The organism is Marinobacter sp. NP-4(2019) (genome assembly GCF_003994855.1).
Classification (GTDB): domain Bacteria; phylum Pseudomonadota; class Gammaproteobacteria; order Pseudomonadales; family Oleiphilaceae; genus Marinobacter.
In genome coordinates, this window is sequence record NZ_CP034142.1 from 1541965 (window position 1) to 1565838 (window position 23874).

General features: G+C 56.9%; 16 protein-coding genes, 1 tRNA gene and 1 pseudogene. 14 read left to right on the top strand and 4 right to left on the bottom strand.

What is annotated here, in order from left to right; genetic code table 11:
* Nucleotides 1-5 precede the first annotated feature (5 nt).
* Entirely contained in the window at nt 6-2564 is a 2559-nt protein-coding gene (gene glgP / locus EHN06_RS07065; RefSeq protein WP_127331469.1) for an alpha-glucan family phosphorylase, read from the bottom strand.
* Between the two features lie 109 nt (nt 2565-2673).
* Nucleotides 2674-3138, bottom strand: a complete 465-nt coding sequence (locus tag EHN06_RS07070) for an Hsp20/alpha crystallin family protein (protein WP_164735589.1) — start codon at nt 3136-3138, stop codon at nt 2674-2676.
* A gap of 372 nt (nt 3139-3510) precedes the next feature.
* Here EHN06_RS07070 and EHN06_RS07075 point away from each other — a divergent pair, with 372 nt between their 5' ends.
* The 3 genes and pseudogenes from EHN06_RS07075 (at nt 3511) to EHN06_RS07085 (ending at nt 8196) form a co-directional block, all read left to right on the top strand.
* Nucleotides 3511-5919, top strand: a complete 2409-nt coding sequence (locus tag EHN06_RS07075; protein ID WP_127331473.1) for a Lon protease family protein — start codon at nt 3511-3513, stop codon at nt 5917-5919.
* A gap of 37 nt (nt 5920-5956) precedes the next feature.
* The gene (fixJ, locus tag EHN06_RS07080; protein ID WP_127331475.1) at nt 5957-6583 is read left to right on the top strand and encodes a response regulator FixJ; all 627 of its coding nucleotides are present in this window, start codon (nt 5957-5959) and stop codon (nt 6581-6583) included.
* 45 nt (nt 6584-6628) lie between these two features.
* Nucleotides 6629-8196: pseudogene (locus tag EHN06_RS07085) on the top strand (response regulator).
* Here the strand turns inward: EHN06_RS07085 and EHN06_RS07090 are convergent.
* Nucleotides 8193-9068, bottom strand: a complete 876-nt coding sequence (locus EHN06_RS07090; protein ID WP_127331477.1) for a MaoC/PaaZ C-terminal domain-containing protein — start codon at nt 9066-9068, stop codon at nt 8193-8195. The pseudogene EHN06_RS07085 and the gene EHN06_RS07090 sit on opposite strands and share 4 nt — an antisense overlap.
* Before the next feature lie 230 nt (nt 9069-9298).
* On the opposite strand from EHN06_RS07090, the gene EHN06_RS07095 reads away from it, so the two are divergent.
* Nucleotides 9299-10330: an AraC family transcriptional regulator gene (locus tag EHN06_RS07095; RefSeq protein WP_127331479.1), complete on the top strand. Its 1032-nt coding sequence runs from the start codon at nt 9299-9301 to the stop codon at nt 10328-10330.
* A gap of 169 nt (nt 10331-10499) precedes the next feature.
* Nucleotides 10500-10576 (top strand) — tRNA-Asp (locus tag EHN06_RS07100).
* 60 nt (nt 10577-10636) lie between these two features.
* Here EHN06_RS07100 and EHN06_RS07105 read toward each other — a convergent pair.
* Complete coding sequence (locus tag EHN06_RS07105) at nt 10637-11698, bottom strand: AraC family transcriptional regulator (RefSeq protein WP_416332544.1); 1062 nt, start codon at nt 11696-11698, stop codon at nt 10637-10639.
* Nucleotides 11699-11844: 146 nt separating this feature from the next.
* Between EHN06_RS07105 and EHN06_RS07110 the strand changes: the two genes are divergently transcribed.
* The 9 genes from EHN06_RS07110 (at nt 11845) to EHN06_RS07150 (ending at nt 23795) form a co-directional block, all read left to right on the top strand.
* Nucleotides 11845-13914: an NADPH-dependent 2,4-dienoyl-CoA reductase gene (locus EHN06_RS07110; RefSeq protein ID WP_127334374.1), complete on the top strand. Its 2070-nt coding sequence runs from the start codon at nt 11845-11847 to the stop codon at nt 13912-13914.
* Between the two features lie 194 nt (nt 13915-14108).
* Complete coding sequence (locus tag EHN06_RS07115; protein WP_127331483.1) at nt 14109-15359, top strand: DNA repair protein; 1251 nt, start codon at nt 14109-14111, stop codon at nt 15357-15359.
* A 128-nt stretch (nt 15360-15487) separates the two neighbouring features.
* Nucleotides 15488-16372 carry an NAD(+) kinase gene (locus EHN06_RS07120; protein ID WP_127331485.1) on the top strand — a complete coding sequence of 295 codons (885 nt, stop codon included), beginning with the start codon at nt 15488-15490 and terminating at the stop codon, nt 16370-16372.
* Between the two features lie 2 nt (nt 16373-16374).
* Nucleotides 16375-17388: a metallophosphoesterase gene (locus tag EHN06_RS07125; RefSeq protein ID WP_127331487.1), complete on the top strand. Its 1014-nt coding sequence runs from the start codon at nt 16375-16377 to the stop codon at nt 17386-17388.
* 3 nt (nt 17389-17391) lie between these two features.
* On the top strand, nt 17392-18252 hold the full coding sequence (locus EHN06_RS07130) for a rhomboid family intramembrane serine protease (RefSeq protein WP_127331489.1): 861 nt from the start codon (nt 17392-17394) through the stop codon (nt 18250-18252).
* A gap of 166 nt (nt 18253-18418) precedes the next feature.
* On the top strand, nt 18419-18709 hold the full coding sequence (locus EHN06_RS07135) for a YeaC family protein (protein WP_127331491.1): 291 nt from the start codon (nt 18419-18421) through the stop codon (nt 18707-18709).
* On the top strand, nt 18706-19548 hold the full coding sequence (locus EHN06_RS07140; RefSeq protein ID WP_127331493.1) for a DUF2797 domain-containing protein: 843 nt from the start codon (nt 18706-18708) through the stop codon (nt 19546-19548). Before EHN06_RS07135 ends, EHN06_RS07140 begins: the two co-directional genes overlap by 4 nt.
* 72 nt (nt 19549-19620) lie before the next feature.
* A complete protein-coding gene (pepN, locus tag EHN06_RS07145) occupies nt 19621-22263 on the top strand; it encodes an aminopeptidase N (RefSeq protein WP_127331495.1) in 2643 nt (880 codons plus the stop codon).
* A 143-nt stretch (nt 22264-22406) separates the two neighbouring features.
* Nucleotides 22407-23795: a DUF1329 domain-containing protein gene (locus EHN06_RS07150; RefSeq protein WP_127331497.1), complete on the top strand. Its 1389-nt coding sequence runs from the start codon at nt 22407-22409 to the stop codon at nt 23793-23795.
* The last annotated feature ends 79 nt before the right edge of the window (nt 23796-23874 follow it).

Sequence of the window (23874 nt, forward strand, 5' to 3'; positions counted from 1 at the left end):
AGTCATCAAAGCCATAGCATCCGTCCCATCTCGAATTCATGGGCCAGTAGCCGATGAAAGGGGTAGATGCGTAATTGATAGAATTGCAGACCCGGCAGGGGTGGGTCCAGCTCCATACAGAATCTGGCCTCACCATTCTCGCCTTTATCGCAAAAATCCAGGAAATAGCTGCTATGCGTATGCAGCTCGCCCTGTTTGTCACAGGTGCCCACCAAGCATTCGACCCGGATGTCGCTCTCGGCCAGGTCGGCCAGTTGCACCCGCACTTCCAGGTTCAAGGTGCTGCCTGCAATGATCTCCTGGGGGCTCCGGTCGATGCGGCGTGCGCTCACCCGTGGCCAGGCCTCGATGATCTGCCGCTTCCAGCGCGTGAGTTCCCGGACACCCCGGCAGTCCTCCTGCTGCAGCTCCCTGGCGTGCTGGATTGCGGGTGCGTAGAACTGACGAGTATAGTCCAGCACCATGCGTTGGGCTGTGTAGTGAGGTATCAGGGACTTCATGGCTTCCTTGGACTTGAGCACCCAGTTCTCCGAGTAGCCGTGGGTGTTGCGCTGGTAGTAAAGCGGAATGACCTGGTGTTCGAGAATGTCCAGTAACTCCTCGGCTTCGGCGCGGTCACGGAAACCGTGGTCGAACTCCTGTCCATGGGGCCGGATGGCCCAGCCATTCTCGCCGTTGAATCCCTCATCCCACCAGCCATCGAGGACGCTGACATTGAGAGCGCCGTTGATACCAGCCTTCTGCCCGGATGTTCCGCAGGCCTCCAGCGGGGCCTGGGGTGTGTTGAGCCAGACATCCACGCCGGTAACCAGCTTGCGGGCCAGTGCCATGTCGTAGTCCTCCAACAGGAAGATCCGGCCGGCGAACTCCGGCAGCATGGCGTAGTCGAAGATCTGCTTGATCAGGCGCTGTGCCGGTTCGTCTTCAGGGTGTGCCTTGCCTGCAAAGAAGATCACCACAGGGTATTCCGGATTGTTCAGCAGTTTCTTGAGCCGTTCCAGGTCGGCAAAGATCAGCGTTGCCCGTTTGTAGGTGGCAAACCGGCGGGCGAAGCCGAGCATCAGCAGGTCGGTTTCCCGGGGTTTCAGGAAACGGGTGACATGGGCGAGTTGCGCTTCGCTGCAGCCATTGCGGTGCATCTGTAGGCTTATCCGGTTGAGGACATCCTCGGCGAGCCTGGATTTCAGAGTTTGACGGACGCTCCAGAAACTGTGATTGGGGATGTTGTCGATCTGTTGCCAGAATTCGGCGTCGAGCAGTTTGTTGTGCCAGCCGCCACCAAACTGCAGGTCGAACAGGTTGACCCATTCCTTGGCCAGGAAGGTGGGCACATGTATGCCGTTGGTGACATAGCCCACAGAGTTCTCCGTGGGCGGAACCTGTGGCCAGATGTAACTCTCCATTCGGGCCGCGACGCTGCCATGGATACGGCTGACACCGTTGTGGTAGCTGGAACCCCGGAGAGCCAGGGCGGTCATGTTGAAGCGTTCCCCGGCATCCGGACTCTTGCCCAGCTTGAGGATATCCGGCATCGGAACATTGAGCTCCGCGGAATAGTCCCTGAACGCCTCTTCTATCCATTGTGGATCGAAGACGTCGTGTCCTGCCGACACCGGGGTATGGGTCGTGAACAGGGTGTTGCTGGCCACCATTTCCAGGGCTTCGTTGAACCCGAGGCCCTCGCGGATCCACTCGCGACAGCGTTCCAGGATCATGAAAGCCGCATGCCCCTCATTGATATGCCAGGCCGTGGGCTTCAGCTTGAGGGCCCGGATAATCCGCACGCCGCCGATACCCAGGATGATTTCCTGCAGCAGCCGGGTGTGCTGGTTGCCGGTATAGAGGTGATGGGTAATGCGGCGGTCCTGATCGGAGTTCTCCGGCAGGTCACTGTCCAGCAGGTATATGGGGATATGGCCGCACATGGTGCGCCAGACCCTCAGCTGGATTCCGCGGCCGTGAAACTGGATGGTCACCCGCATCTCTTCGCCCTGCGGATCGGTGGCCGGTACGATGGGCAGGTCGCTGAAACGGTTCTGCTGGAACTGGACCACCTGTTTGCCGTTGCAGTCGATGGTCTGGTGGAAATAGCCTTCGCGATAGAGAATGCCGATGGCGACAAAGGGCAGGCTAAGGTCGCTGGCTGCTTTGCAGTGGTCGCCCGCGAGGATTCCAAGCCCACCGGAATAAATGGGCAGGCTCTCATGGAGACCAAACTCGGCGCAGAAATAAGCGACAAGGTCCTGATCCGGGTCCAGGTAGTTGCGAGCTTCCTTGCCGGGTTGTTCGTTCAGGTAGGCATCGAACGTGGCCAGGGTCCGTTGGAGGTCCTGGACGTAGATCCGGTCATTGGCGGCGGCATCCAGTTTGGCCTGGTCCACCCAGCGCAGGAAGAGTTTCGGGTTGTGGCCGCAGCTCTCCCACAAGGCCGGATCGAGACGGAAAAACAGGCTCCGGACCTGACGGTCCCAACTGTAAAACAGGTTGCCGGCAAGCTCTTCCAGCCGCTCAATTTGCTTGGGGAGCTTGGGCTGTACTTCCAGTGAATACAGGGTTCCGACCATTGGGCGTTTCCAGCGGCAGTTAATCCACTCGAGTTGTGATCCTCAAACCACGGTTGTTCACCGCAAAGCGGGAACAGCCGGCGTGGCCAAACACGCCGGCCCTGCAATGTCAGTCGACATGAACCTCGATCTTTTTCTGCTTGGTGGATTCCAGCTTGGGTACAGTGATCTCCAGGACTCCATTGTGGACATGGGCCTTGATCTTGTCCGACTCGCCGGCATCCGGCAGGCTGAAACTGCGGTAGAAGGAGCCATACTCCCGCTCGATGCAGCGGTAGTTCTCTTTCTTCTCCTCAACCTTACTTTCCCGCTTGCCTTCGATGGTGAGCATGCCGTTGTCCATTGACACACTGATGTCCTTCGGATCAACACCGGGAATATCGACGGTGATCAGGTACTCGTTAGCCTTCTGCTCGATATCGACATCCGGCTGCCACTGACCGCCGAGGGTTTCCCAGTGACGGCCTAGCAGGGGAAACTCGCGCTCCATCAGGCGATTCATCTCTTCACTCAGTTGGGACGCCAGCGGCAGCTGCGGGAAGGCGCTCAGGGACTTGCGTTTTAACAGAGACATGATGTGCTCTCCTCGAATTATAGAACCACGTTGTTTGGGTGCAGGGACAAGGTCAGTCGCCTTGATTGGCTGGCTCCGATACCTTTGGCTGCCAGTCATGAAAAGTATAGATCCGGGCCCCTGGCGAGCCCTGACTTAGGTCACTCGGATGCGGGATTCCTTGCCGTGGCGATGACGAGAATGAGTTCGAGGATCGGTGCCGGGAATTGGCAATGTATCGGTTTGCGTCGGCCAGATGCGAGAAATCTTCAGCGGGAACGCGACATAGCAGGCGTCAGATTCTACAATGACCGGCCATAGAACTAACCCGTTTGGCGGTCCGATACCCGAAAGGGGATCGCCAGAGCATTCTGACCGTTACAGGACCGAACCTTGAAGTCACTGTCCCTGCATCAGCTTTACAAAGCCTGTGTCCTAAAAGATCTGCCATTCAAGACCACCCGGCAACTGGAGCCGCTGGCTGAAATCGTTGGCCAGAACCGCGCCCAGGAAGCCGTCCGTTTTGCGCTGGCCATGCCCCACAGTGGTTACAACGTCTATGCCGTCGGCCGTAACGGTCTGGGCAAGCGCACCATGATGCTCCGCTATCTCGAACACCATGTGGACACCGAGCACAGCAGTCACGACTGGTGCTACGTCGCCAATTTCGAGGAGCCCCGGATACCAAAACTGCTTCGTTTGCCTGCGGGTAAAGGCAACGCCCTGAAACAGGACATGGAGCAGTTGATGGGGCGGCTCATGAAAATGATCCCCCAGACTTTTGACAGCGACAGCTTTCTGGAACGTTCCGAACAGCTCAAGAACGAGTACGGCAAAAAGCAGGAAGACGAGCTGGAGAAGGTGGCGAATCAGGCGAAGCGAAAGAAGGTCAGTCTGAACGTGACAACACCGGGAGGCTATCGCCTGGTGGCGATGAATGGTGAAGAACCGCATACCGCCGAGACGTTCCAGGCGCTGAGCGACGAGGAGCGGGAAAAGTTTGAGGACTCCATCAACAAGCTGGAGAAGAAGCTGCGCCAGGCCCTGCGCAAGCTGGCGGATTGGGAGCAGGAGTATGCCGAGAAACAGCAGGCCCTGAACCAGGAGACCCTGGAAGGGATTTCCGGGCACCAACTGGACGAGTTGATTGCCAAGTACAAGGACCTCCCGGATGTGGTGGCCTATTTCGAGGCGGTAAGAAAGGATCTGGTCGATAGCCTCGATATCTTCCTGGAGGATAATGAGGAACAGGCCGCCATTGCCTACGCGTCCCTGGACAAGAAAATGCCCCGCCGGTATCTGGTCAATGTCCTGGTGCACCAGAAAACGGACGAGGTACCGGTGGTGGTAGAGGACAACCCGACCTATCACAACCTGTTCGGTTATGTGGAGAACGTGACCTACAAGGGCACCGTGTTCACCGATTTTTCCCTGATTCGTCCGGGCAGTCTGCACCGGGCCAACGGTGGCTACCTGCTGATGGATGCCATCAAGGTGCTGGAACAGCCCTTCGTCTGGGATGGCCTGAAGCGGGCGTTGCGGTCCAAGTCAATCCAGATTAATTCCCTCGAGCGGGAAATGACCTTGTCCGGGACCATTTCCATCGAGCCGGAAGCCGTTCCCCTGGACGTCAAGATTGTGCTGTTCGGTGACCGCGAAACCTGGATGTTGCTGCAGGATCACGATCCCGAGTTCGCCGAGCTGTTTCGGGTCACTGCGGATTTCGAGAATGAAATGTACCGCACCGATGACAGTCAGCTCCTGTACGCCAAGTTTATTGCCAGCCTGGTCAGCGAGAAGAAGCTGTTGCACTGCAGCAACAAGGCGGTAGCGCGGATCATCGAATACAGTGCCCGTATGGCCGATCACCAGGATCGTCTTTCCCTGCATGCTGCCGATATCGCCAACCTGCTGCGGGAATCGGATTTCTGGGCCCGTCAGGCGAAGGCCAGACTGATTCAGGATGTTCATGTGGAACGGGCACTGGAGAGCGCCAGGTATCGCAGCAGTCGCATTCGCGACCAGTTCTATGATGCCATCCGTGACGGCTCCACACTCGTATCCACCGAAGGTGCCTGTGTCGGTCAGGTCAACGCCTTGTCGGTGCTGTCCACAGGGGGCTTCGAGTTCGGGCTGTCAAACCGTATCACGGCCACCTGCTATTATGGCGATGGTGCCGTCATGGATATAGAGCGGGACGTTAAGCTGGGTGGGAATATCCATTCCAAAGGGGTGATGATTCTCAGTTCCTGGCTGGCGGCTCATTTTGCGGTTAATGATCCCATGCACCTGTCTGCGAGCCTGACCTTCGAGCAGAACTACGGCGAAGTGGATGGCGACAGTGCGTCTCTGGCGGAGTTGTGTGCTCTGGTGTCCTCGTTGTCCGGACTGCCGGTTCGTCAGGACCTGGCGATTACCGGTTCGGTGAACCAGTTTGGCGAGGTGCAGCCGATTGGTGGCGTCAACGAGAAGGTTGAGGGTTTTTTCCACACCTGTCAGTTGAAGGGTGGCCTTACCGGAACCCAGGGAGTGATTCTGCCGGAGACCAATGTGCAGAACCTGATGTTGGACAGCGAGGTGGTCCAGGCCGTGCGTAAGGGCCAGTTTTCGGTTTATTCCGTCAGTCGCGCGGAGGAGGCGATCACTTTGCTGCTGGGCAAGCCCGCGGGCAAGGCCGACACCAAGGGCCGGTACCCCAAGCAGAGTGTTTTTGGCATTATCCAGCAACGCCTTGAAAAAATGCGTGAGCATGAGCGCCAGGAACACGCACGGGATGATCACAAAGACCCGTCAATTCATTGACCGGCAATGATAATAAAGGACAGGAGAGTAAGATCACATGACTGATATCCAGCAAACCGTTTACGTGGTAGAAGATGACGAAGCCGTTCGTGATTCACTGGAACTGCTGCTCAAGTCGGATGGCAAGCCGGTAAAGACCTACGAGAACGCCACGGCTTTTCTGCGGGATTACTCCGAGAAAATGGCCGGTTGTATCGTGCTGGATATCCGCATGCCGGGGATGGATGGCATGGAGCTGCAGAAAAAGCTCAATGACAAACACTCCATTCTGCCGATTATCTTTGTGACCGGTCACGGTGATGTGCCCATGGCGGTGGATGCCATGAAAGAGGGCGCTGTGGACTTTATCCAGAAACCGTATCGCGAAGAGGCGTTGCTGGAAAAGATCGAGGCCGCCCTGGCCCAGGATCGGGAGCAGCGCAAATCGCTGGATGAGAAGCAGGAAATCATAAAGCGAATCAAAAGCCTGACACCACGAGAACATGAAATCATGGATCGGATGATTGCGGGTCAGGCCAACAAGGTGATCGCCATTGAGCTGGAGATCAGTCAGCGTACCGTCGAGATCCACCGTTCGCGAGTGATGCACAAAATGGGTACTCATTCTCTTGCGCACCTGGTCCGCATGGTCCTGTCCGTAAAGGACCTTATCGACGCCCGCTGAATTGGCCGGCATGATACGGTCAACTTTTCAACCGGCCCTGTTTATATGACTGAAGCTGTCAGTGAGACCTCAGAGGTGACGGTTCTGCTTGTGGATGATAATCCGCAGAACCTCAAAGTCCTCTATGAGACCCTGAAGGACAAAGGCTACCGCCTGCTGATTGCCAATGACGGCGAAAAAGCCCTGGACCTGGCCCATCGCCACCAGCCGGAAGTCATTCTGCTGGACATCATGATGCCGGAACTGGACGGCTACCAGGTGTGTGAACGATTGAAAGCCGACCCGGTCACCTCTGATTGCGCCGTTGTCTTCCTGTCGGCCCTGGATGACGTGCAGGCGAAGGTCAGGGGGTTTGCCCTTGGTGGTGCCGACTATATCTCCAAGCCATTCCAGGCTCAGGAGGTTATCGCACGGGTAAAAACCCACGCCCGCGTTATTCGCCTTGAGCGTGAACTCCAGGAACGTAACCGACAACTGGAAAGCGACCAGGCACGTATCCTGAACTCCATCAGCGAGGGGATTTACGGTCTGGACGCCGAGGGCAACATCATTTTTGCCAACCCAGCTGCCGCGCTGATTATGCGTTCGCCGGTGGAAGAGCTGATCGGTCGTAATTTTTTGAGCTTCATTGCACTGCCGACGTTGATGCAGGCACCAGTCAGCATCCGGTGCAGTCAACCTGTCGCCAGGGTATTCCCGAGAATCAGCGGAACATCGTCATGGGGCGGCCGGATGGGACGGCTTTTCCCGCCGAGTGCCGTTCTACCCCCAAGCTGGATGGTGAAGAGCTTCGCGGTGCAGTTGTCGTGTTCCGGGATATCACCGCGGAACTGGAAAGCGAGCAGGCGCTGGAAGACGCCAGAGCCATCGTGCAAGAACAGCGGGATCAGCTTGCGCACGCTTCAAGGCTGTCCACCATGGGTGAGATGGCCGCCGGTTTTGCCCATGAAGTCAACCAGCCGCTGACCGCCATCACCAATTATGCCCGTGTCGCCAAGCGATTGATGGCGAAAGAAGTTCTGGACCGCGACCTGTTACAGGAAACCCTCGACAAGATCGAAGCACAGTCCCATCGTGCCAGTGAGATTATCCGTCGTATCCGCCGTTTCATGAAAAAACCTGCTACCGGCAAGGAAGTTCTGTCGGTGACGGCTTTGCTGGAGGACACCCGGCAGTTTGCTGAGGTGGACATGCGCAATAACGAAGGCGGGATTGAGGTCTCTGTGGCGGAGGATGTTCCGGACGTTCTGGCGGACCCGATACAGGTGCAACAGGTCGCCCTGAACCTGATTCGTAACGCCCTGGAGGCTACCGGAAGTGTGGGGGCCTCAGCACCCGTGGAAGTATCCGCTGCCATGTCTGGCAGTCGCTGTGTGCGGATTGACGTGCGGGACCACGGTCCGGGCCTGCCGGAGGATGCGGAAGACAAACTGTTTCTGCCTTTTTATTCAACAAAGGAAGACGGTATGGGTATTGGTCTTTCTATGTGCCGTTCGCTGATTCAGGCCCAGGGCGGAGACATCGGGTTTGAGAGACCAGCAGATGGTGGCGCCCGCTTTTTCTTCACGTTGCCGGTTGCGGGCGCCGAGGGGACTCCCTGCGAGGCTGATTAACAGCCCCAGGTGATCTTCCCGGTCAGGTGAGGGGCGTCGCCCTTTGCGTTCAGCAGTTGGTAATCCCAGCCTTCTTCTCCGGTTTGCCAGTTGAGCTGGGCAGTACCCGGCAAGAACAGCGGTTTTTTGAACTGGCAGGAAACCGATACCGCTTCATTTCTCCAGCCTGCTTGCTGCTCAAGCAGCGCCAGAACCTGCGCTTTGCTCCACATGCCATGGGCGATCGCCCGCGGAAATCCGAACGCCTTGGCGGTCAACGCATGCAGGTGGATCGGGTTGCGATCGCCGGATACCTTGGCGTATTGGCGACCAATGGACTCAGGCGCATTGATGCTCAGGGTGTTCGGGTAGCGCTCCAGTTCCGGTGTTTTGCCGGGTTTGCCCTTGTCATTTTTTTGGGGCTGGCGGAACAGGTTGGTGCTGACTTCCTCCCACACCAGTTTTCCTGCTGAGCGTGCCTCGGTCACCAGGTCAAATTCCAGTCCTTTGGCACCTTGATTCTGCCCATCCAGTCGAACATCAATATCCAGGGTTTCGCCAATGCCGATGGGCCGGTGCTGGGTGATGGTGTTGCGCAGGTGAACCAATCCCAGCAGAGGCAGGGGGAAGGCCTTTTCGGTCAGGAGTTTGAGGTGGAGTGGGAATGCCAGAATATGGGGCCAGGTGATCGGGGCATGGGTTTGCCGCGAAAAACCGCATACCTTTTGGTAGCGTTTCAGGTTATCGTTGGCCGTACTGACGCCAACCAGACTGACGCTGAGTCCAGGAATTTTCAGGTCACCGGTGGTTGTCTGGCCTTTGGGAAGTACGGCTTTACCGTACAGTGACCAGAGTGACGGCGGATGGCTGTGGTATATAGACACATCGGACATACTGAGAAATCTCCAACACTTTGAAACAGTTAGAAGCTGTTTGGTGACCAAAAGGGTGAGATGTGTAAACATTCTGGTACAACTGTGCGTGTCTGGCCTGATATGCTCTAATATAAGACCAAGGTCTTAAAGTCTGGCAAACCCGGCTGGATTCGACATTGACTTGGTTCCCATGGGTATTTGTCCGGTGGGCCAAGGCGGTTTCCAAACACAACTATAAGCGGGATGTTATGCAGGAACTTCGTGACGCAGGAGTGATGTTGCGCCTGATCTATGAGGCGATGAAACGGAAGGGTATCGACACAGATGCAATATTCAGCCGGTTGGGTGTAGACGAAAAATACGTTTACACCGAGCAGTTAAGAACACCCCATAGTGCACAGGTGTACTTCTGGCAGGCAGTGGAGGATGTCTCCGGTGATCCTGACATAGGTTTGCACCTCGGGCAGTTACTCCCCGCCTATAAGGGGCAGGTGCTTGAATATCTTTTTTTAAGCAGTCCGACCTTCGGTGAAGGTCTGCGCCGTGCTCAGAACTATCAGCGCCTGTTAAGCGACGCCGCCAATACCGACTTCTTCATTGAAGGCGACAACGCCTGTATGGTGCTGGATGCTGCCTCTGAAGAAATTAGCCGCCTCAGGCATTTCAACGAATGCTTTGTTCAGGGGCTGATTATCTTCTTTCAGTCGATCACTGACGGAGAGTTCAAGCCTTCCCGTATTGAGTTCGAACATCAGCGTGATCACGGTCTGGAACATGCCGAAGAAATTCTTGGCTGTGAGGTCGTTTTCGGCGCTGAAGAAAATCGCCTTTATTTCCCGGTTGAGATGCTCTCCCATGCCTCTCCCCATGCCGAGCCAGAACTGCTGGATCTCCATGAGCGCTTTGCCAGCGAACAAGTGGCACGCCTGGAGAAGAAAGACATTGTCGGTCAGGTTGAGCGTATCGTGGCGGAACTCCTCGACAGCGGTGAGGTTACTCTGGATGCGGTTGCCGAGCGGCTGGGCATCAAGCCCCGAACGCTTCGTACCAGGCTGACTGAAGCCGAGACCAGTTTTAACCAGGTGTTGGCGGATTTCCGCTATCGGCTGGCGCGCCAGTTGCTGGCGACCACGGACGAATCCATCGATGAGATCGTCTACCTGACCGGTTTCTCCGAGCCCAGTACTTTTTATCGTGCGTTCAAGCGCTGGTCGGGTATGACGCCGATCGAATACCGCAAAACCGCGCAAGGCAAGGATGCGATGGTTGATGCCATGTAAGATAGCGGGTGTCTGGAAAGTTTTTGGAAAAAATCGTTGACATAATCAGGGGCGTCTTTATAATGCGCCCTCGTTGTCACCAAGCAGTCAGGCCCCTGACTGTGGTGGATGGAACAACCTGATCTCTAAAGAGAAAGCGGTTTTCGGTCCTGAAGGTGGTAGCCAACGCGGAGCGGTAGTTCAGCTGGTTAGAATACCGGCCTGTCACGCCGGGGGTCGCGGGTTCGAGTCCCGTCCGCTCCGCCATTTTCCTTCCCTGATGTAATCTCCTTTTTATTCTTTGTATGCACGTCCTGAGATGGCCTCTCAGCGTATACCTTTGCTTTTCTGTTCCTCATGAAACTGCTTGCGGTGTTCGCCCGGGCTGAGGCCGAACCAGCGCTTGTAGGCCTTGTGAAAGGCGGCCGGGTTGGCAAAGCCCAATAGCCAGGCAATCTCCGCCAAGGACGTCCTGGTTTCCCGGATATAGTCAGTTGCCAGTTCCTTCCGTGTTTCGTCCACCAGTTCCCGGAACCCCGTCTGTTCCTCCGCCAGTTGTCGTTGCAGGGTCCAGGGCGTTGTGCCAAGGCGGGTTGCGATTGTTTCCAGTGAGGGCGTTTCCCCTTGCAGTAATGGCGTCAGCAGGTCCCTGACCTTGTCTCCCGTGGTCCAGCCGTGGCGAATTTTCCGCAGTGCGTCATCGCACTGTCGCACCAGGGCGGCATGAACGGCGCTTTGTGCGCTTTGGGAAGGAAGCCGAGGAATGTCCGGAGCGAGGGTGATGCCATTGCTTTCGGCGCCGAAGGTCACCGGACAGCCAAACCATTCTTCAAACTGCTCATCCAGGCCAATGGACGGGTATTCGATGGTGACCCGCTCAAGCACGGCCTGTTGGCCACTGATGGTTCGTACGAACTGGGTCCAGGCGGCCAGCACGGAATCCACCACAAAGAAGTTGAATACGTTGTAGGGGCGTATGGAGTAAAAGTGTGCCTGTTGCCCGTTGTGGCTGGTTGTTGAGGCGCCCCGGCTGTTATGGCTGGTCAGCAGACCGTAGCGGATCAGGGTGGTCAATGCCTCTCCGGTGGTGGCGGCGCACTGTCCGGCCAGCCCGGCAATGCCGGCATCCACCGGGCGGCTCAGGCTGCCCATGGTCAGGCCAATGGCGGGCTGGCCGGTCAGCTCAATGGCGGCCTGCCCCAGGCGCATAAAGCGGGGAATGCTGATGCGGGCGTCCGGGGATGCGAGGGTTTCGTCGTTGAGGCGGAAACGCTCCAGCAGGGGAGCCGGATTTTTTCCCTCCGCTGTAACGGCCCTCATCAATACCGATACGTAAAGAACACTGATGTCTCCCAACGAGTTGCGGCGGCGGGCGGATGTCGTTTCCATGATGCTCATGCCTTAAGTGTTATCTGAAGATATCAAAATGTAGTCTGGGGATATTGTTCATTGCAAGGGGCATCGGTAATTTAGCCTCATCAACAGGGCCGGCAATGATCTTCGATCGGTCCGGATAAAATCTGAGGAGAGAGATGATGACCGCAGCAGCAACCCCCGGCGTGCAGAAATACCCGAACCTTCTGGAGCCACTGGATCTGGGCTTTACCCGTTTGCGCAATCGCACCCTGATGGGCTCCATGCATACCGGATTGGAAGAGGCGAAGCATGGTTTTGATCGCCTGGCGGCCTTTTACGCCGAACGCGCCCGGGGCGGAGCCGGCCTGATTGTGACCGGTGGTATCGCGCCCAACGAGGAGGGGGGCGTATTTCAGCATGCGGCCAAAATGAGTACCGAGGAAGAGTCCGACCGCCACAAGGTGATTACTCAGGCCGTGCATGAAGCTGATGGCAAGATCTGCATGCAGATTCTTCACGCGGGCCGTTATGCCTACTCGCCGGCTCTGGTTGCGCCCTCCGCGATTCAGGCACCGATTAACCCGTTCAAGCCGAATGAGCTGGATGAGGCCGGCATCGAAAAGCAGATCCAGGATTACGTCGACTGCGCCGCACTGGCACAGCGTGCCGGTTACGACGGCGTGGAAATCATGGGGTCCGAGGGCTATTTCATTAACCAGTTTATCGTGGCTCATACCAATCATCGTACGGATGGTTGGGGTGGCAGTTACGAAAACCGCATCCGCCTGCCGATTGAGATCGTACGCCGTGTTCGTGAGCGGGTAGGTAAGGAATTTATCCTGATTTACCGGCTGTCGATGCTGGATCTGATTGAGGACGGCAGCACCTGGGATGAGGTGGTTCAGCTGGCGAAGGAAATTGAGAAGGCCGGCGCGACCATTATCAACACCGGCATCGGCTGGCATGAGGCCCGCGTGCCTACCATTGCCACGTCGGTTCCCCGCGGCGCGTTTACCAAGGTGACCGCCCGTCTGAAAGACGAAGTGTCGATTCCGCTGGTGACCACCAACCGCATCAATATGCCGGACGTGGCGGAGAAGATCCTGGCGGAGGGGGATGCCGATATGGTGTCCATGGCGCGTCCGTTCCTTGCCGACGCGGATCTGGTACTCAAGGCAGCGGAAGACCGGGCGGATGAGATCAATACCTGTATTGGCTGTAACCAGGCCTGTCTGGACCACACCTTTGGCGGCAAACTGACATCCTGTCTGGTGAATCCCCGGGCCTGTCATGAAACCGAGCTGAGCTACGTGAAAACGGCGTCTCCGAAATCCATTGCCGTGGTGGGCGCTGGCCCCGCCGGTCTGGCATTCGCGACAGTGGCTGCAGAGCGCGGGCACAAGGTCACGCTGTTCGATGCCGGCAGTGAAATCGGCGGTCAGTTCAATGTTGCCAAGCGTATTCCCGGCAAGGAAGAATTCTACGAAACCCTGCGTTATTTCCGTGTCATGCTGGATAAGCATGGTGTGGATGTTCGCCTGAATACCCGGGTCGACGTGGATGCGCTCAAGGCTGGTGGTTTTGATGATGTGGTGCTGGCCACCGGTGTCGAGCCCCGCACGCCCGAGATCGAGGGCGTGGATCATCCCAAGGTGATCGGCTATCTGGATGCGCTGCTAGAGCGCAAACCGGTTGGCCGGAAAGTGGCGGTGATCGGCGCCGGCGGTATTGGCTTCGACGTGTCGGAGTTCATTGTTCACAAAGGCACATCCGCGGCGCTGGACCCGGAGCATTTCATGCGGGAGTGGGGCGTGGACCTCAGTGTTGAACACCGTGGCGGTATCAAAGGCGTGACGCCGGAAGTGCCTGAGCCGGCCCGGGAAGTCTATCTGCTGCAGCGCAAGGTCTCCAAAGTCGGCAAGAACCTGGGTAAGACCACGGGCTGGATTCACCGCACTTCCCTCAAGAACCGTCAGGTACAGATGGTACCGGGGGTGACCTACCGCAAGATCGATGACGATGGGCTGCATATTACGGTCACGCCCAAGGGGGCGGAGCAGGGCGAGGACAGGCTGTTGCCAGTGGATACCATTATACTCTGCGCGGGTCAGGAACCCTTGCGTGAGCTACAGGAGGGGCTGGAGTCGGCTGGTCTGCCGGTTCACCTGATCGGTGGCGCCGACGTTGCGGCCGAACTGGACGCCAAGCGTGCCATCGATCAGGGCAGTCGCCTGGCAGCGCAGATCTGATCACAAAACGTTTCAGTTTTTCGCTGTTCCCCACCGCCAGTCTGGCTAGACTATTATCCAGAAGTCTGTCAGTTTCAAATCTTGCCCCGGGCCTGAGCGCTCCGGGGTGAGAGCACCGGCTTCAATTACAAATGGAACACCCCCGGGGTGTTTTGCGTGTTGGTGTCGGGTTTCAGAATAGCGGGGAGTCAACAATGGTATCTGCCGACCAGGCGAGTGATGGTTATTCGGCGGTGTTTTTTATGGACGGCAACAACGTGTCGCGACAGATGCGTGCGACGGAATTCGGTGCCTTCCTTGATGGTTATGTCGGTCTTTCCGACCTGGCGGAAACCGATGTAAAGGCGGTGCTGGTGGATCTGAGTGGGGATCTGCAGGTGCGGTCACTGGTGTTCTTCCGGATTTATTTTGATGAAGAAGGGCGTGCTGATAGCCACTGGAATGTGCCCATCGAAAAGCTTGCCCTGGAAGGCGCAAAAGGACCGGATATGGGGGCAGGGCCGATTCGCCTGGTCTGCCGCAGCCAGTGCCCGGACCCATCGTTTGCGGAGGAGTTGTGGGATCCGGATATGACGCCGGGCAGCAACCATTTCCAATCCATCCGCAAAGCTGTGGAAGCGAATAGCCTCAAGTTCCGCAAAATCGAACCATCCCGGGAAGAAGACATTCCGGTGCTGTCGGCGGAATCGAAGTCTTCGGATACGCCGTCAGGTGCCGATGATCGCGCCAGGCTGGCTCAATTGATCCGTGAGCAGCGTCTTCGCATCAAGACCCTGCAGAGCGTTCACCGCGATTCGCTGTCTGATATTCAGCGCGAACATCGCCTGGAAATGCAGGCCTTGCGCAGCGAAATGTCGGCGCTCGAGCAGAAATATGAGCGCCAGCGCCTGAGTAACGAGCAACTCAAGACGCGTTTGGCGGAGCGAAACGAGCAGTACCTTACCATGCAGGAGCAGGTGGCCCGGGGCGAGGAGCAGGATGTCCGTAAGGGCGCCCATTCCGATGCCGAAATGGTGTTGCTGCGGGAGCAACTGGAGCGTAAGCAGCGCGAGCTTGAGCTGCGGGATGAAAAACTGGTGGCCCTTGAACATGAAAACCACGAACTGCGGCACCGGGAACCCACGGAAAATTCCGTGATGGAACACCTGAAACGTCAATCCGTATTCCTGGTGGCATACCATGCCGGTGTCGGCCACATTACCCTTCCCTATGACGATATTGAAACTTATTTCAATAACCCGGTGTCCTACGCGGCGGAGCGCTGCGGTCTCAACGAGCCTGCGTATCGGGAGTGGCTTGAACATTACGAGAACCCGGTGTGTTTACATCAGGGTGACGATGGCAAGCGCTGTGCGGAACCTGTTATGCGGGTGAGCCAGCCGGCGGACTTTCGGGCAGGGACGGACGATCGTTGCGAGAAACACCGCGAGCCGGCGACGGCCTGAGGGAATCTTCATCCTGGATCGACTCTTTTTTCAGTATCGGTGTGACTTTCGTTAAACTGTCCCCTGAACGTCACCGGGTCTCGCTCTGATTCTGGCCCGGCTTCATTCCCGACACCACAGGAAGTTACATGGATCAATTCAGGAATATCGGCGTCATTGGCCGTATGGGCAGCGTCAAGGTGGTGGAATCCCTGCGCCAGCTCAAGCAGTACCTGGTCAATAACCATTACCACGTCATTATCGAGGAAGACACGGCCAGCATGCTCCCCGGCCATGGCCTGCAAGTGGCCAGCAAGAAGCTCCTGGGTGAGATCTGCGACCTGGTGATTGTGGTTGGCGGTGATGGCAGTCTTCTCGGCGCCGCGCGGGAACTGGCCAAATCCAAGATTCCGTTGCTCGGGGTCAATCGTGGTCGCCTGGGATTCCTGACCGATATCTCTCCGTCAGACCTTGAAGAGCGATTGGGTAAGGTGCTCCAGGGTGAGTACATTGAAGAAACCCGCTTCCTGCTGGACGGTAATGTAGAGCGTAACGGCCAGCCGCTGGGGTTCGGGACGGCGCTGAATGACGTGGTACTGCATCCCGGTAAGTCCACCCGGATGATCGGCTTTGACCTCTTTATTGACGGACATTTCGTATATAGCCAGCGTTCGGATGGTCTTATCGTGGCTACTCCGACGGGGTCGACCGCGTATTCGTTATCCGCTGGTGGGCCCATCATGCATCCCAAGCTGGACGCCATTGTGCTTGTACCCATGTTCCCCCATACCCTGAGTAGCCGGCCAATCGTGGTGGACGGCAAGAGCGAAATAAAACTGGTTATCGGTGAAACCAACGAAACCTATCCCCAGATCAGTTTTGATGGGCAGATGAACATCGCCTGCGCGCCCGGCGACATCATCCGCATTACCAAGAAGCCGTTCAAGATCCGTCTTATTCACCCTACGGATCACAATTTTTACGCCACATGCCGCGGTAAGCTGGGCTGGGCCAGTGAGATTGCAGCGAGTTGAGCATGTCAGGACAGATAAAAACCGAGAACCGTGGTTACGATATCATCGGCGATATTCATGGGTGCGCCTACACGTTAATCCATCTGTTGGAGCAGATGGGCTACCGAAAAGTGAACGGTATCTACGAGCACCCGCGCCGTCAGGCTATTTTCATTGGTGACATTATTGACCGGGGCCCGCGAATTCGTGAGGCATTGCATCTGGTGCGGGATATGGTGGATCACGGTTCTGCCCGTATCGTAATGGGAAACCATGAGTACAATGCCCTGGGTTATTGCACCCGTGCCCGGCCGGGAAGCGGCAAGCAATGGTTGCGGGAACACAACGCCCGCCACGATCGCCTGATCCGGGAAACCCTGGAGCAGTTTGAACCCTATCCCCATGAGTGGAACGAGTTCCTCGAATGGTTTTACACCATTCCCTTGTTTATAGAGGAAGAGGGGTTTCGGGTGGTGCACGCGTGCTGGGACGGTGAGTTGATCGAAAAGTTCAAGCACGCCCAGGGCGGTGCCTGCATCGATGAGGACTTTCTCCACGCTTCGTCTGCAATTGAGTCCTTTGCCGGCCAGGTGATGGATACCCTGTTGCGGGGAACCGACCTGCGGTTGCCGGAGGGCGTGAAGATTACCGGCAAGGATGGCTACGTGCGTGAGTTCTTCCGCACTAAGTTCTGGGCTGATAATCCACAGACCTATGCCGATGTCGTCTTCCAGCCGGATCCGCTGCCACCGGAAGTGGCGTGCATGGAGCTATCTGATGACGAGCGTCGCCAATTGATTTCCTACCCGCTGAGTGAGCCTCCGGTATTTGTGGGCCATTACTGGATGGACGGCAGTCCCGCGCCACTGAAGTCTAATGTGGCCTGTATCGATTACAGTGCCGTTAAGTACGGCAAGTTGGTGGCCTATCGCATGGATGGCGAACGTACCCTGTCAAAAGACAAATTCGTCTGGGTGGATGTGGACCGGCCGGAACAGCCGGACTACCCGACCAGCGAAGACAGCGTGGCGAGGTAGTTCGTGTATCGGGTCAAACAGATTGATACCAGTGTCAACCTGGCGGGGTTCAGTCGCTGGTTACGTGAGCAGGGGGTAGAGCACCGGATTACCGAAGAGGGTGAGTTTCAGGTGCTGTGGCTGGAAAACCCGGATCATGCCGAGCCAGTACTGAAGGCGCTGGAGCGTTTTCTGTCTGAGCCGGAGGTACGGAATGCCGTGAATGCCACAAGCCAGTCGTCGGTGTACCGTGGCGGGCGATGGCAGCCCTCCCCAAGCCATGCGCCGCTGGTGCTGGGTATTATTGTCTTCGCGTTATTGATGGCCTGGGTCACCGGGATGGGACGCAACCAGCTGTCCACGCTGTTGATGATGGTTGACCCCCAGCAGTTTGACTGGAATACCCTGTCATCAAGGGTGTATGCCTTGCGGGAAACGTTGGCCAGCGGTCAGGTCTGGCGACTTATCTCACCCGATTTTCTGCATTTCAGCTGGACCCATATTATTTTCAACTCGGTCATGCTCTGGTTCCTGGGCAGCCAGATCGAGTGGTTTGACGGCAAGGCGAGGCTGGTAAGTCTGTTTGTTTTTACCAGTCTGGTGTCCAACGGACTTCAGTATTTCGTGTCCGGTCCTCTGTTTGGCGGCCTGTCTGGTGTGGTTTACGGCATTCTCGGGTATTGCTGGCTAAGCCAGCGGCGAGTACCCAGGTTTCATTTTCCACCGGCACTTGTGACCTTCGCAGTAGTATGGATGGTCATTGGTTTTACACCGTTACCGGAAGTGCTGGGGTTGGGACGTATGGCAAATGAGGCGCACCTTGGCGGTTTTATTGCCGGGATCGCCTTGGCGGTGATTCTGCCCGTGAGAGTGACAAGAACATAAAAAAGCCCCGCCAAAAGGCGGGGCGTTAAAAGAGCTTATAGCTCCTGATGAGAGAGACCAAATGAATACGACCTTCGTCATTTGGTGAGGTAATAATAATCATTATCATTTGCGTCTGTCAACCCGTTGCAATTATTTTTAGCCGAAGCGTTTGCAGGAGAAGAACATGACATACGAAGAGCTGATTGAGCGGCTGGATCCAACGGTTTACCAGAATCTGCGCCGCTCCATCGAACTGGGTAAATGGCCGGATGGCCGCCAACTGACGCCAGAGCAGCGAGAGATCTGTCTGGAGGCGGTTATCTACTATGAAAACCTGCACAACATTCCCGAAACCGAGCGAGTCGGTTACCTGGATCGTGGGAGCAAGGCCGGAACCGCCTGTGACCCGTCAGTGAAGCAGGCGTCCGGCTCTGCCGATGTGGACCCGTCGCAGTTTGTCGAGGTCAAGTCTTGAGCGCATTGGTGGATGTCAGTGGCCGGCTCCGAAAAATGCCGGCAGAAGCCGGTCAGCCGGTCGACTACGTGATTCAGGTCGGAGACACCCGGGTTCCCCTTAACGACATGATCGGATACCCGGTTCAGATAGACTATGACGGCGTGATCCGTTGTATTCACTGTGACCGCGTCACCAAAAAGAGTTTCGGCCAGGGCCACTGCTACCCGTGTTTCCGTAAGCTTGCGGCTTGCGATAGCTGCATCATGAGTCCGGAGAAATGCCATTATCATAAGGGCACCTGTCGCGAGCCTGAGTGGGGGGAAAGCCACTGTATGGTGGAGCACGTAGTGTACCTGGCAAATTCCTCGGGCCTGAAAGTCGGGATTACCAGAGCTTCCCAGGTGCCGACGCGGTGGATCGATCAGGGCGCGGTTGAGGCGATCCCCATGGTCCGTGTTGCCACCCGACAGCTGGCGGGATTTGTCGAGGTTGCCTGCAAGCAACACGTGGCGGACCGAACCAACTGGCGGGCCATGCTCAAAGGTGATGTGCCCGAGATAGACCTGGTTGCCGAGCGAGAGCGGCTACTGGAATTGATCGCCGACGATCTGGAACAGCTGAAAGCGGCCCACGGAGACGATGCGTTGCGGGTGGTGGATGAGCAGGGACTGGGGCTCAGTTATCCGGTCCAGGTCTGGCCGCAGAAAGTCAAAACCCATAATCTGGACAAGGAACCTTCGGTGGAAGGTACACTTCAGGGGATCAAGGGGCAGTACCTGATACTCGATACCGGGGTGATCAATATTCGTAAATACACCGGTTATGATGTTCGCTTCCGGTTATTTCCCAAGGCCTGAGTCCGTCCGAGAGCCACATTGCAGCGGCACCTTCTACCCGTGCCGAACGAAACGAATTTCTGGAGACAACCCATGCGTACCAACCAGCCACAGACTATTTACCTGAAAGATTACCGTGTACCGGCTTTTCTGGTAGACCACGTTGATCTCAGGTTCGAGCTGTATGAAGACGGTGCCCGCGTCCACAGCACGTTATCCATGCGGAGGAATCCGGAGTGGGGCGACAACCGGGGGGCTCTGGAACTGGATGGTGACAGCCTGAAACTGGAATCCGTGGCTCTGGATGGTGCCGTCCTGGAGGCCGGTCGGTACGAGGATCTCGGTGACAGGCTGGTGGTCTCGGATGTGCCCGATGCCTTCGAGCTACAGGTGGTCACCTGGATTGAGCCCCAGAACAACACCCGTCTTGAGGGGCTGTACAAGTCATCGGGAATGTTTTGCACTCAGTGTGAGGCGGAGGGTTTCCGCTGTATCACGTTCTTCCCGGACCGACCCGATGTAATGTCGCGTTTCCGCACGCGGATAGAGGCAGACAAGTCGACTTACCCTATCCTGCTGTCCAACGGCAACGATATTGAGCGGGGCAACCTGGCGGACGGCCGGCACTTTGTTACCTGGGAAGACCCGTTCCCGAAACCCTGTTACCTGTTTGCACTGGTGGCTGGAGATCTGGTGGAAAAGCGGGATACTTTCACCACCCTGTCAGGCCGCGATATTAATCTGCGGATGTACGTGGAGCCACGCAACTCGGAGAAGTGCGAGCACGCAATGGACTCCCTCAAGCGCTCCATGCGCTGGGATGAAGAGGTCTACGGCCGGGAATATGACCTGGATATCTTCATGATCGTCGCCGTGGATGACTTCAACATGGGGGCGATGGAGAACAAGGGGCTGAACATCTTCAACTCCTCCTGCGTCCTGGCCAGCCAGGACACTGCCACCGACTTGGCGTTCCAGCGCATCGAAGCGATTGTCGCCCATGAGTATTTTCATAACTGGTCCGGCAACCGCGTCACCTGTCGCGACTGGTTCCAGCTCAGCCTGAAGGAGGGCTTTACGGTCTTCCGGGATTCGCAGTTTTCCTCCGACATGGGCTCGCCCACGGTCAAGCGTATCGAAGACGTGACCCTGCTGAGAACGTCACAGTTCGCCGAAGATGGCGGCCCCATGGCGCACCCGGTGCGCCCGTCGTCGTACATGGAGATTTCCAACTTCTATACCCTGACGATTTATGAAAAAGGGGCGGAAGTGGTGCGGATGATCCACACCCTGCTGGGGCCCGAGTTGTTCCGCAAGGGCAGTGATCTCTATTTCGAGCGTCATGATGGTCAGGCCGTCACCACTGATGATTTTGTCAAAGCCATGGAAGACGCCAGTGGCCGTGATCTCTCACAGTTCCGTCTATGGTACGAACAGGCAGGTACTCCGGTGCTCAACGTCCGTGACAGTTACGATGAGCAGGCGGGCATTTATCGCCTGACTGTTGAGCAGACCATTCCTGACACGCCCGGGCAGCAGGACAAGCAGCCCCAGCATATCCCCTTTGCACTGGGCCTGCTTGATAGCGCAGGAAACGATATTCCGCTCAAGTTGGCTGATGGTGACGATGATGCCCCGACCCAGCGTGTGTTGGAGTTGACGGAGGCGAGCCACATATTCGAGTTCAATGAGGTCCCGGAGCAACCGGTTCCTTCGTTGTTGCGACAATTCTCTGCCCCTGTACGTGTGATATATCCGTGGACCAGGGAGCAGTTGCAGTTCCTGATGAGCCACGATTCCGACGGTTTCAACCGTTGGGATGCGGGCCAGCGGTTGGCGGTGGACGTGATTTCTTCGCTGGTAAGCGCACCGGATGATGCCGAGATTGAACCACGGCTGGTGGCTGCCTATCGCCATCTGTTGTCGGATACCGCTCTGGATCAGGCCCTGGTGGCCAAGATGCTGCAGTTGCCGTCGGAGGCCTACCTGATTGAATTGGCTGACAGCCCGGATGTGCAGGCAATTCACCGGGCACGGGAAAGGGTGCTCTCGCATCTCGCGGTTTCCCTCAGGGAAGATCTGTTGGCGTGCTATCAGCGTAATGCTGTAGTGGGAACTTATGAGCTGACCCCGGAAGCCATCGCCGGTCGTAGCCTGCGGAATACAGCCCTGGCCTGGCTGCTCCACATTGATGATGAAGAAGGCCGGGACCTGGCCGTACGTCAGTTCCGGGAAGCGGATAACATGACCGATCGCCTGGGTGCGCTGCGGGCCCTGGTGAACTCCGGTTTTGTGGCGGACCGTGAACAGGCACTGGAGACGTTTTACCGGCAGTTCTCCGGTGACCCGCAGGTGGTCGAGCAATGGTTCTCGGTGCAGTCTTCAAGTCCATCAACCGGAAGCCTTGACCAGATCCGGCAGTTGATGTCGCACGAGGCGTTCGACTGGAAAAACCCCAACAAAGTGCGTGCGGTTATCGGCGTGTTTGCCGGTCAGAACCTGGCGGCGTTCCACGCAGCGGACGGTTCCGGGTATCGCTTCCTGGCGGATCAGGTGTCACGGCTGGATGACAGTAATCCGCAGATTGCGGCACGCCTGGTGACACCGCTGACCCGGTGGAAGAAGTTTGCACCGGTACACGGTGATCAGATGAAGGTCGCGCTTGAGCAGATTCGTGACAAGGAAGGTCTGTCACGGGACGTATACGAAGTAGTGCATAAGAGCTTGGCGGGCTGAGAGGGGGACTCGAGTACCAAAATCGCACTTTCGGTCGATAGACAATATTGGCCAATCGTCTAATCTGTGTTGAATCGTCGATAAACCATGAAACGACAATAAAAAGCCCTCTCAAGGGCTTCCAGACGGAAGTAAGGTTTCAAATGATTTATAACAAGAATTTTTTCCTGGGCAGCATGCTTGCGCTTTCGGTGGCTTCTGTGCCGGCCGTGGCCGCTGTTTCATCCAGTGAGGCCGCCCGGCTGGGGCAGGATCTGACGCCATTTGGTTCCGTCAAGGCGGGTAATGAGGCAGGCACCATTCCTGCCTGGAGCGGTGGCCTGACAACGCCGCCGGAAGGCTATGAAGGCAGTGGGCAGCACCACATCAATCCGTTTCCGGATGACGAGGTGCTATTCACCATCAACGCCTCCAACATGGATCAGTACAGCGAGCACCTTACCGACGGCGTGAAGGCGATGCTGGAAGCCTACCCCTCAACGTTTCGGATTCCGGTTTACAAGACTCGACGTAGTCATGCTGTTCCTGACTGGGTGGCCGAGAACACCAGGGAAAATGCGGTAAATGCGGAGATAGTCGGTGAGGGCGAAGGTCTCGATGGCGCGTATGGCGGCTATCCCTTCCCCATATTGCATGGCAATAACGAGGAGAAGGCCTGGCAGGCGATCTGGAATCACCTGACCCGGTGGCGTGGCATCAGCGTTACCCGGCGCTCCAGTGAAGTGGCAGTCCAGACGGACGGCGATTATTCCCTCGTTACATCCCAGCAGGAAGCCTTCTTTAATTTTTACAACCCGGAAGGCGGTGAAGAAGACCTGGACAACGTGATCTTCTACTACCTCTCATTTACCCAGTCGCCGCCCCGTCTTGCCGGGGGGGCGATCCTGATCCACGAAACCCTGAATCAGATTATCAATCCGCGCAATGGTTGGGGCTACAACGCCGGCCAGCGTCGTGTCCGACGGGCTCCGAACCTGGGCTACGATTCCCCGATTGCCGCGGCTGACAACCTTCGGACAGCCGACGATACTGACATCTTCAACGGTGCCCTGGATCGATATAACTGGAACTACGAAGGCATGCGGGAAATCTACATTCCCTACAACAATTACCGCATTGGTGAAAAGGGCACGCCGTATTCCGAAATCCTTGGTGTTTCCCACCTTAATCCGGACCTTACCCGCTGGGAGCTACACCGTGTTCATGTCGTGGAAGCCAACCTGAAGGAGGGTGAGCGCCACATATACGCCAAGCGTCGTTTCTATATTGATGAAGACAGCTGGAACATCGTTCTGGTGGATCAGTACGACGGCCGCGGAGAGCTCTGGCGTGTCACTATGGGCCTTCCCAAGAACTATTATGAGCTTCCGGGCGTGTGGACTGTGTTGGACGTCTATCACGACCTTCAGGCGCGTCGTTACCACGTGTTGGGTCTGGATACCGAAGAACCGAATACCCGGACTTTTTCGGACGATATCCCCAACAGGCGTTACTTTTCTCCGGCGTCGTTGCGTCGCCGGAGTGTACGCTGAGGACTTGCGTCCCCGGAGATCATCGTCTTCGCCTTTTCAGTTGGCGAATCCACGTACCGGTAACCGCAAGGTTGCCGGT

Bases quoted from the DNA above. Each gene is read 5' to 3' on its own strand.
- glgP (WP_127331469.1), bottom strand. From the start codon at position 2,564: ATGGTCGGAACCCTGTATTCACTGGAAGTACAGCCCAAGCTCCCCAAG.
- EHN06_RS07070 (WP_164735589.1), bottom strand. From the start codon at position 3,138: ATGTCTCTGTTAAAACGCAAGTCCCTGAGCGCCTTCCCGCAGCTGCCG.
- fixJ (WP_127331475.1), top strand. From the start codon at position 5,957: ATGACTGATATCCAGCAAACCGTTTACGTGGTAGAAGATGACGAAGCC.
- EHN06_RS07090 (WP_127331477.1), bottom strand. From the start codon at position 9,068: ATGTCCGATGTGTCTATATACCACAGCCATCCGCCGTCACTCTGGTCA.
- EHN06_RS07095 (WP_127331479.1), top strand. From the start codon at position 9,299: ATGCAGGAACTTCGTGACGCAGGAGTGATGTTGCGCCTGATCTATGAG.
- EHN06_RS07105 (WP_416332544.1), bottom strand. From the start codon at position 11,698: ATGGAAACGACATCCGCCCGCCGCCGCAACTCGTTGGGAGACATCAGT.
- EHN06_RS07110 (WP_127334374.1), top strand. From the start codon at position 11,845: ATGACCGCAGCAGCAACCCCCGGCGTGCAGAAATACCCGAACCTTCTG.
- EHN06_RS07115 (WP_127331483.1), top strand. From the start codon at position 14,109: ATGGTATCTGCCGACCAGGCGAGTGATGGTTATTCGGCGGTGTTTTTT.
- EHN06_RS07120 (WP_127331485.1), top strand. From the start codon at position 15,488: ATGGATCAATTCAGGAATATCGGCGTCATTGGCCGTATGGGCAGCGTC.
- EHN06_RS07125 (WP_127331487.1), top strand. From the start codon at position 16,375: ATGTCAGGACAGATAAAAACCGAGAACCGTGGTTACGATATCATCGGC.
- EHN06_RS07135 (WP_127331491.1), top strand. From the start codon at position 18,419: ATGACATACGAAGAGCTGATTGAGCGGCTGGATCCAACGGTTTACCAG.
- pepN (WP_127331495.1), top strand. From the start codon at position 19,621: ATGCGTACCAACCAGCCACAGACTATTTACCTGAAAGATTACCGTGTA.
- EHN06_RS07150 (WP_127331497.1), top strand. From the start codon at position 22,407: ATGATTTATAACAAGAATTTTTTCCTGGGCAGCATGCTTGCGCTTTCG.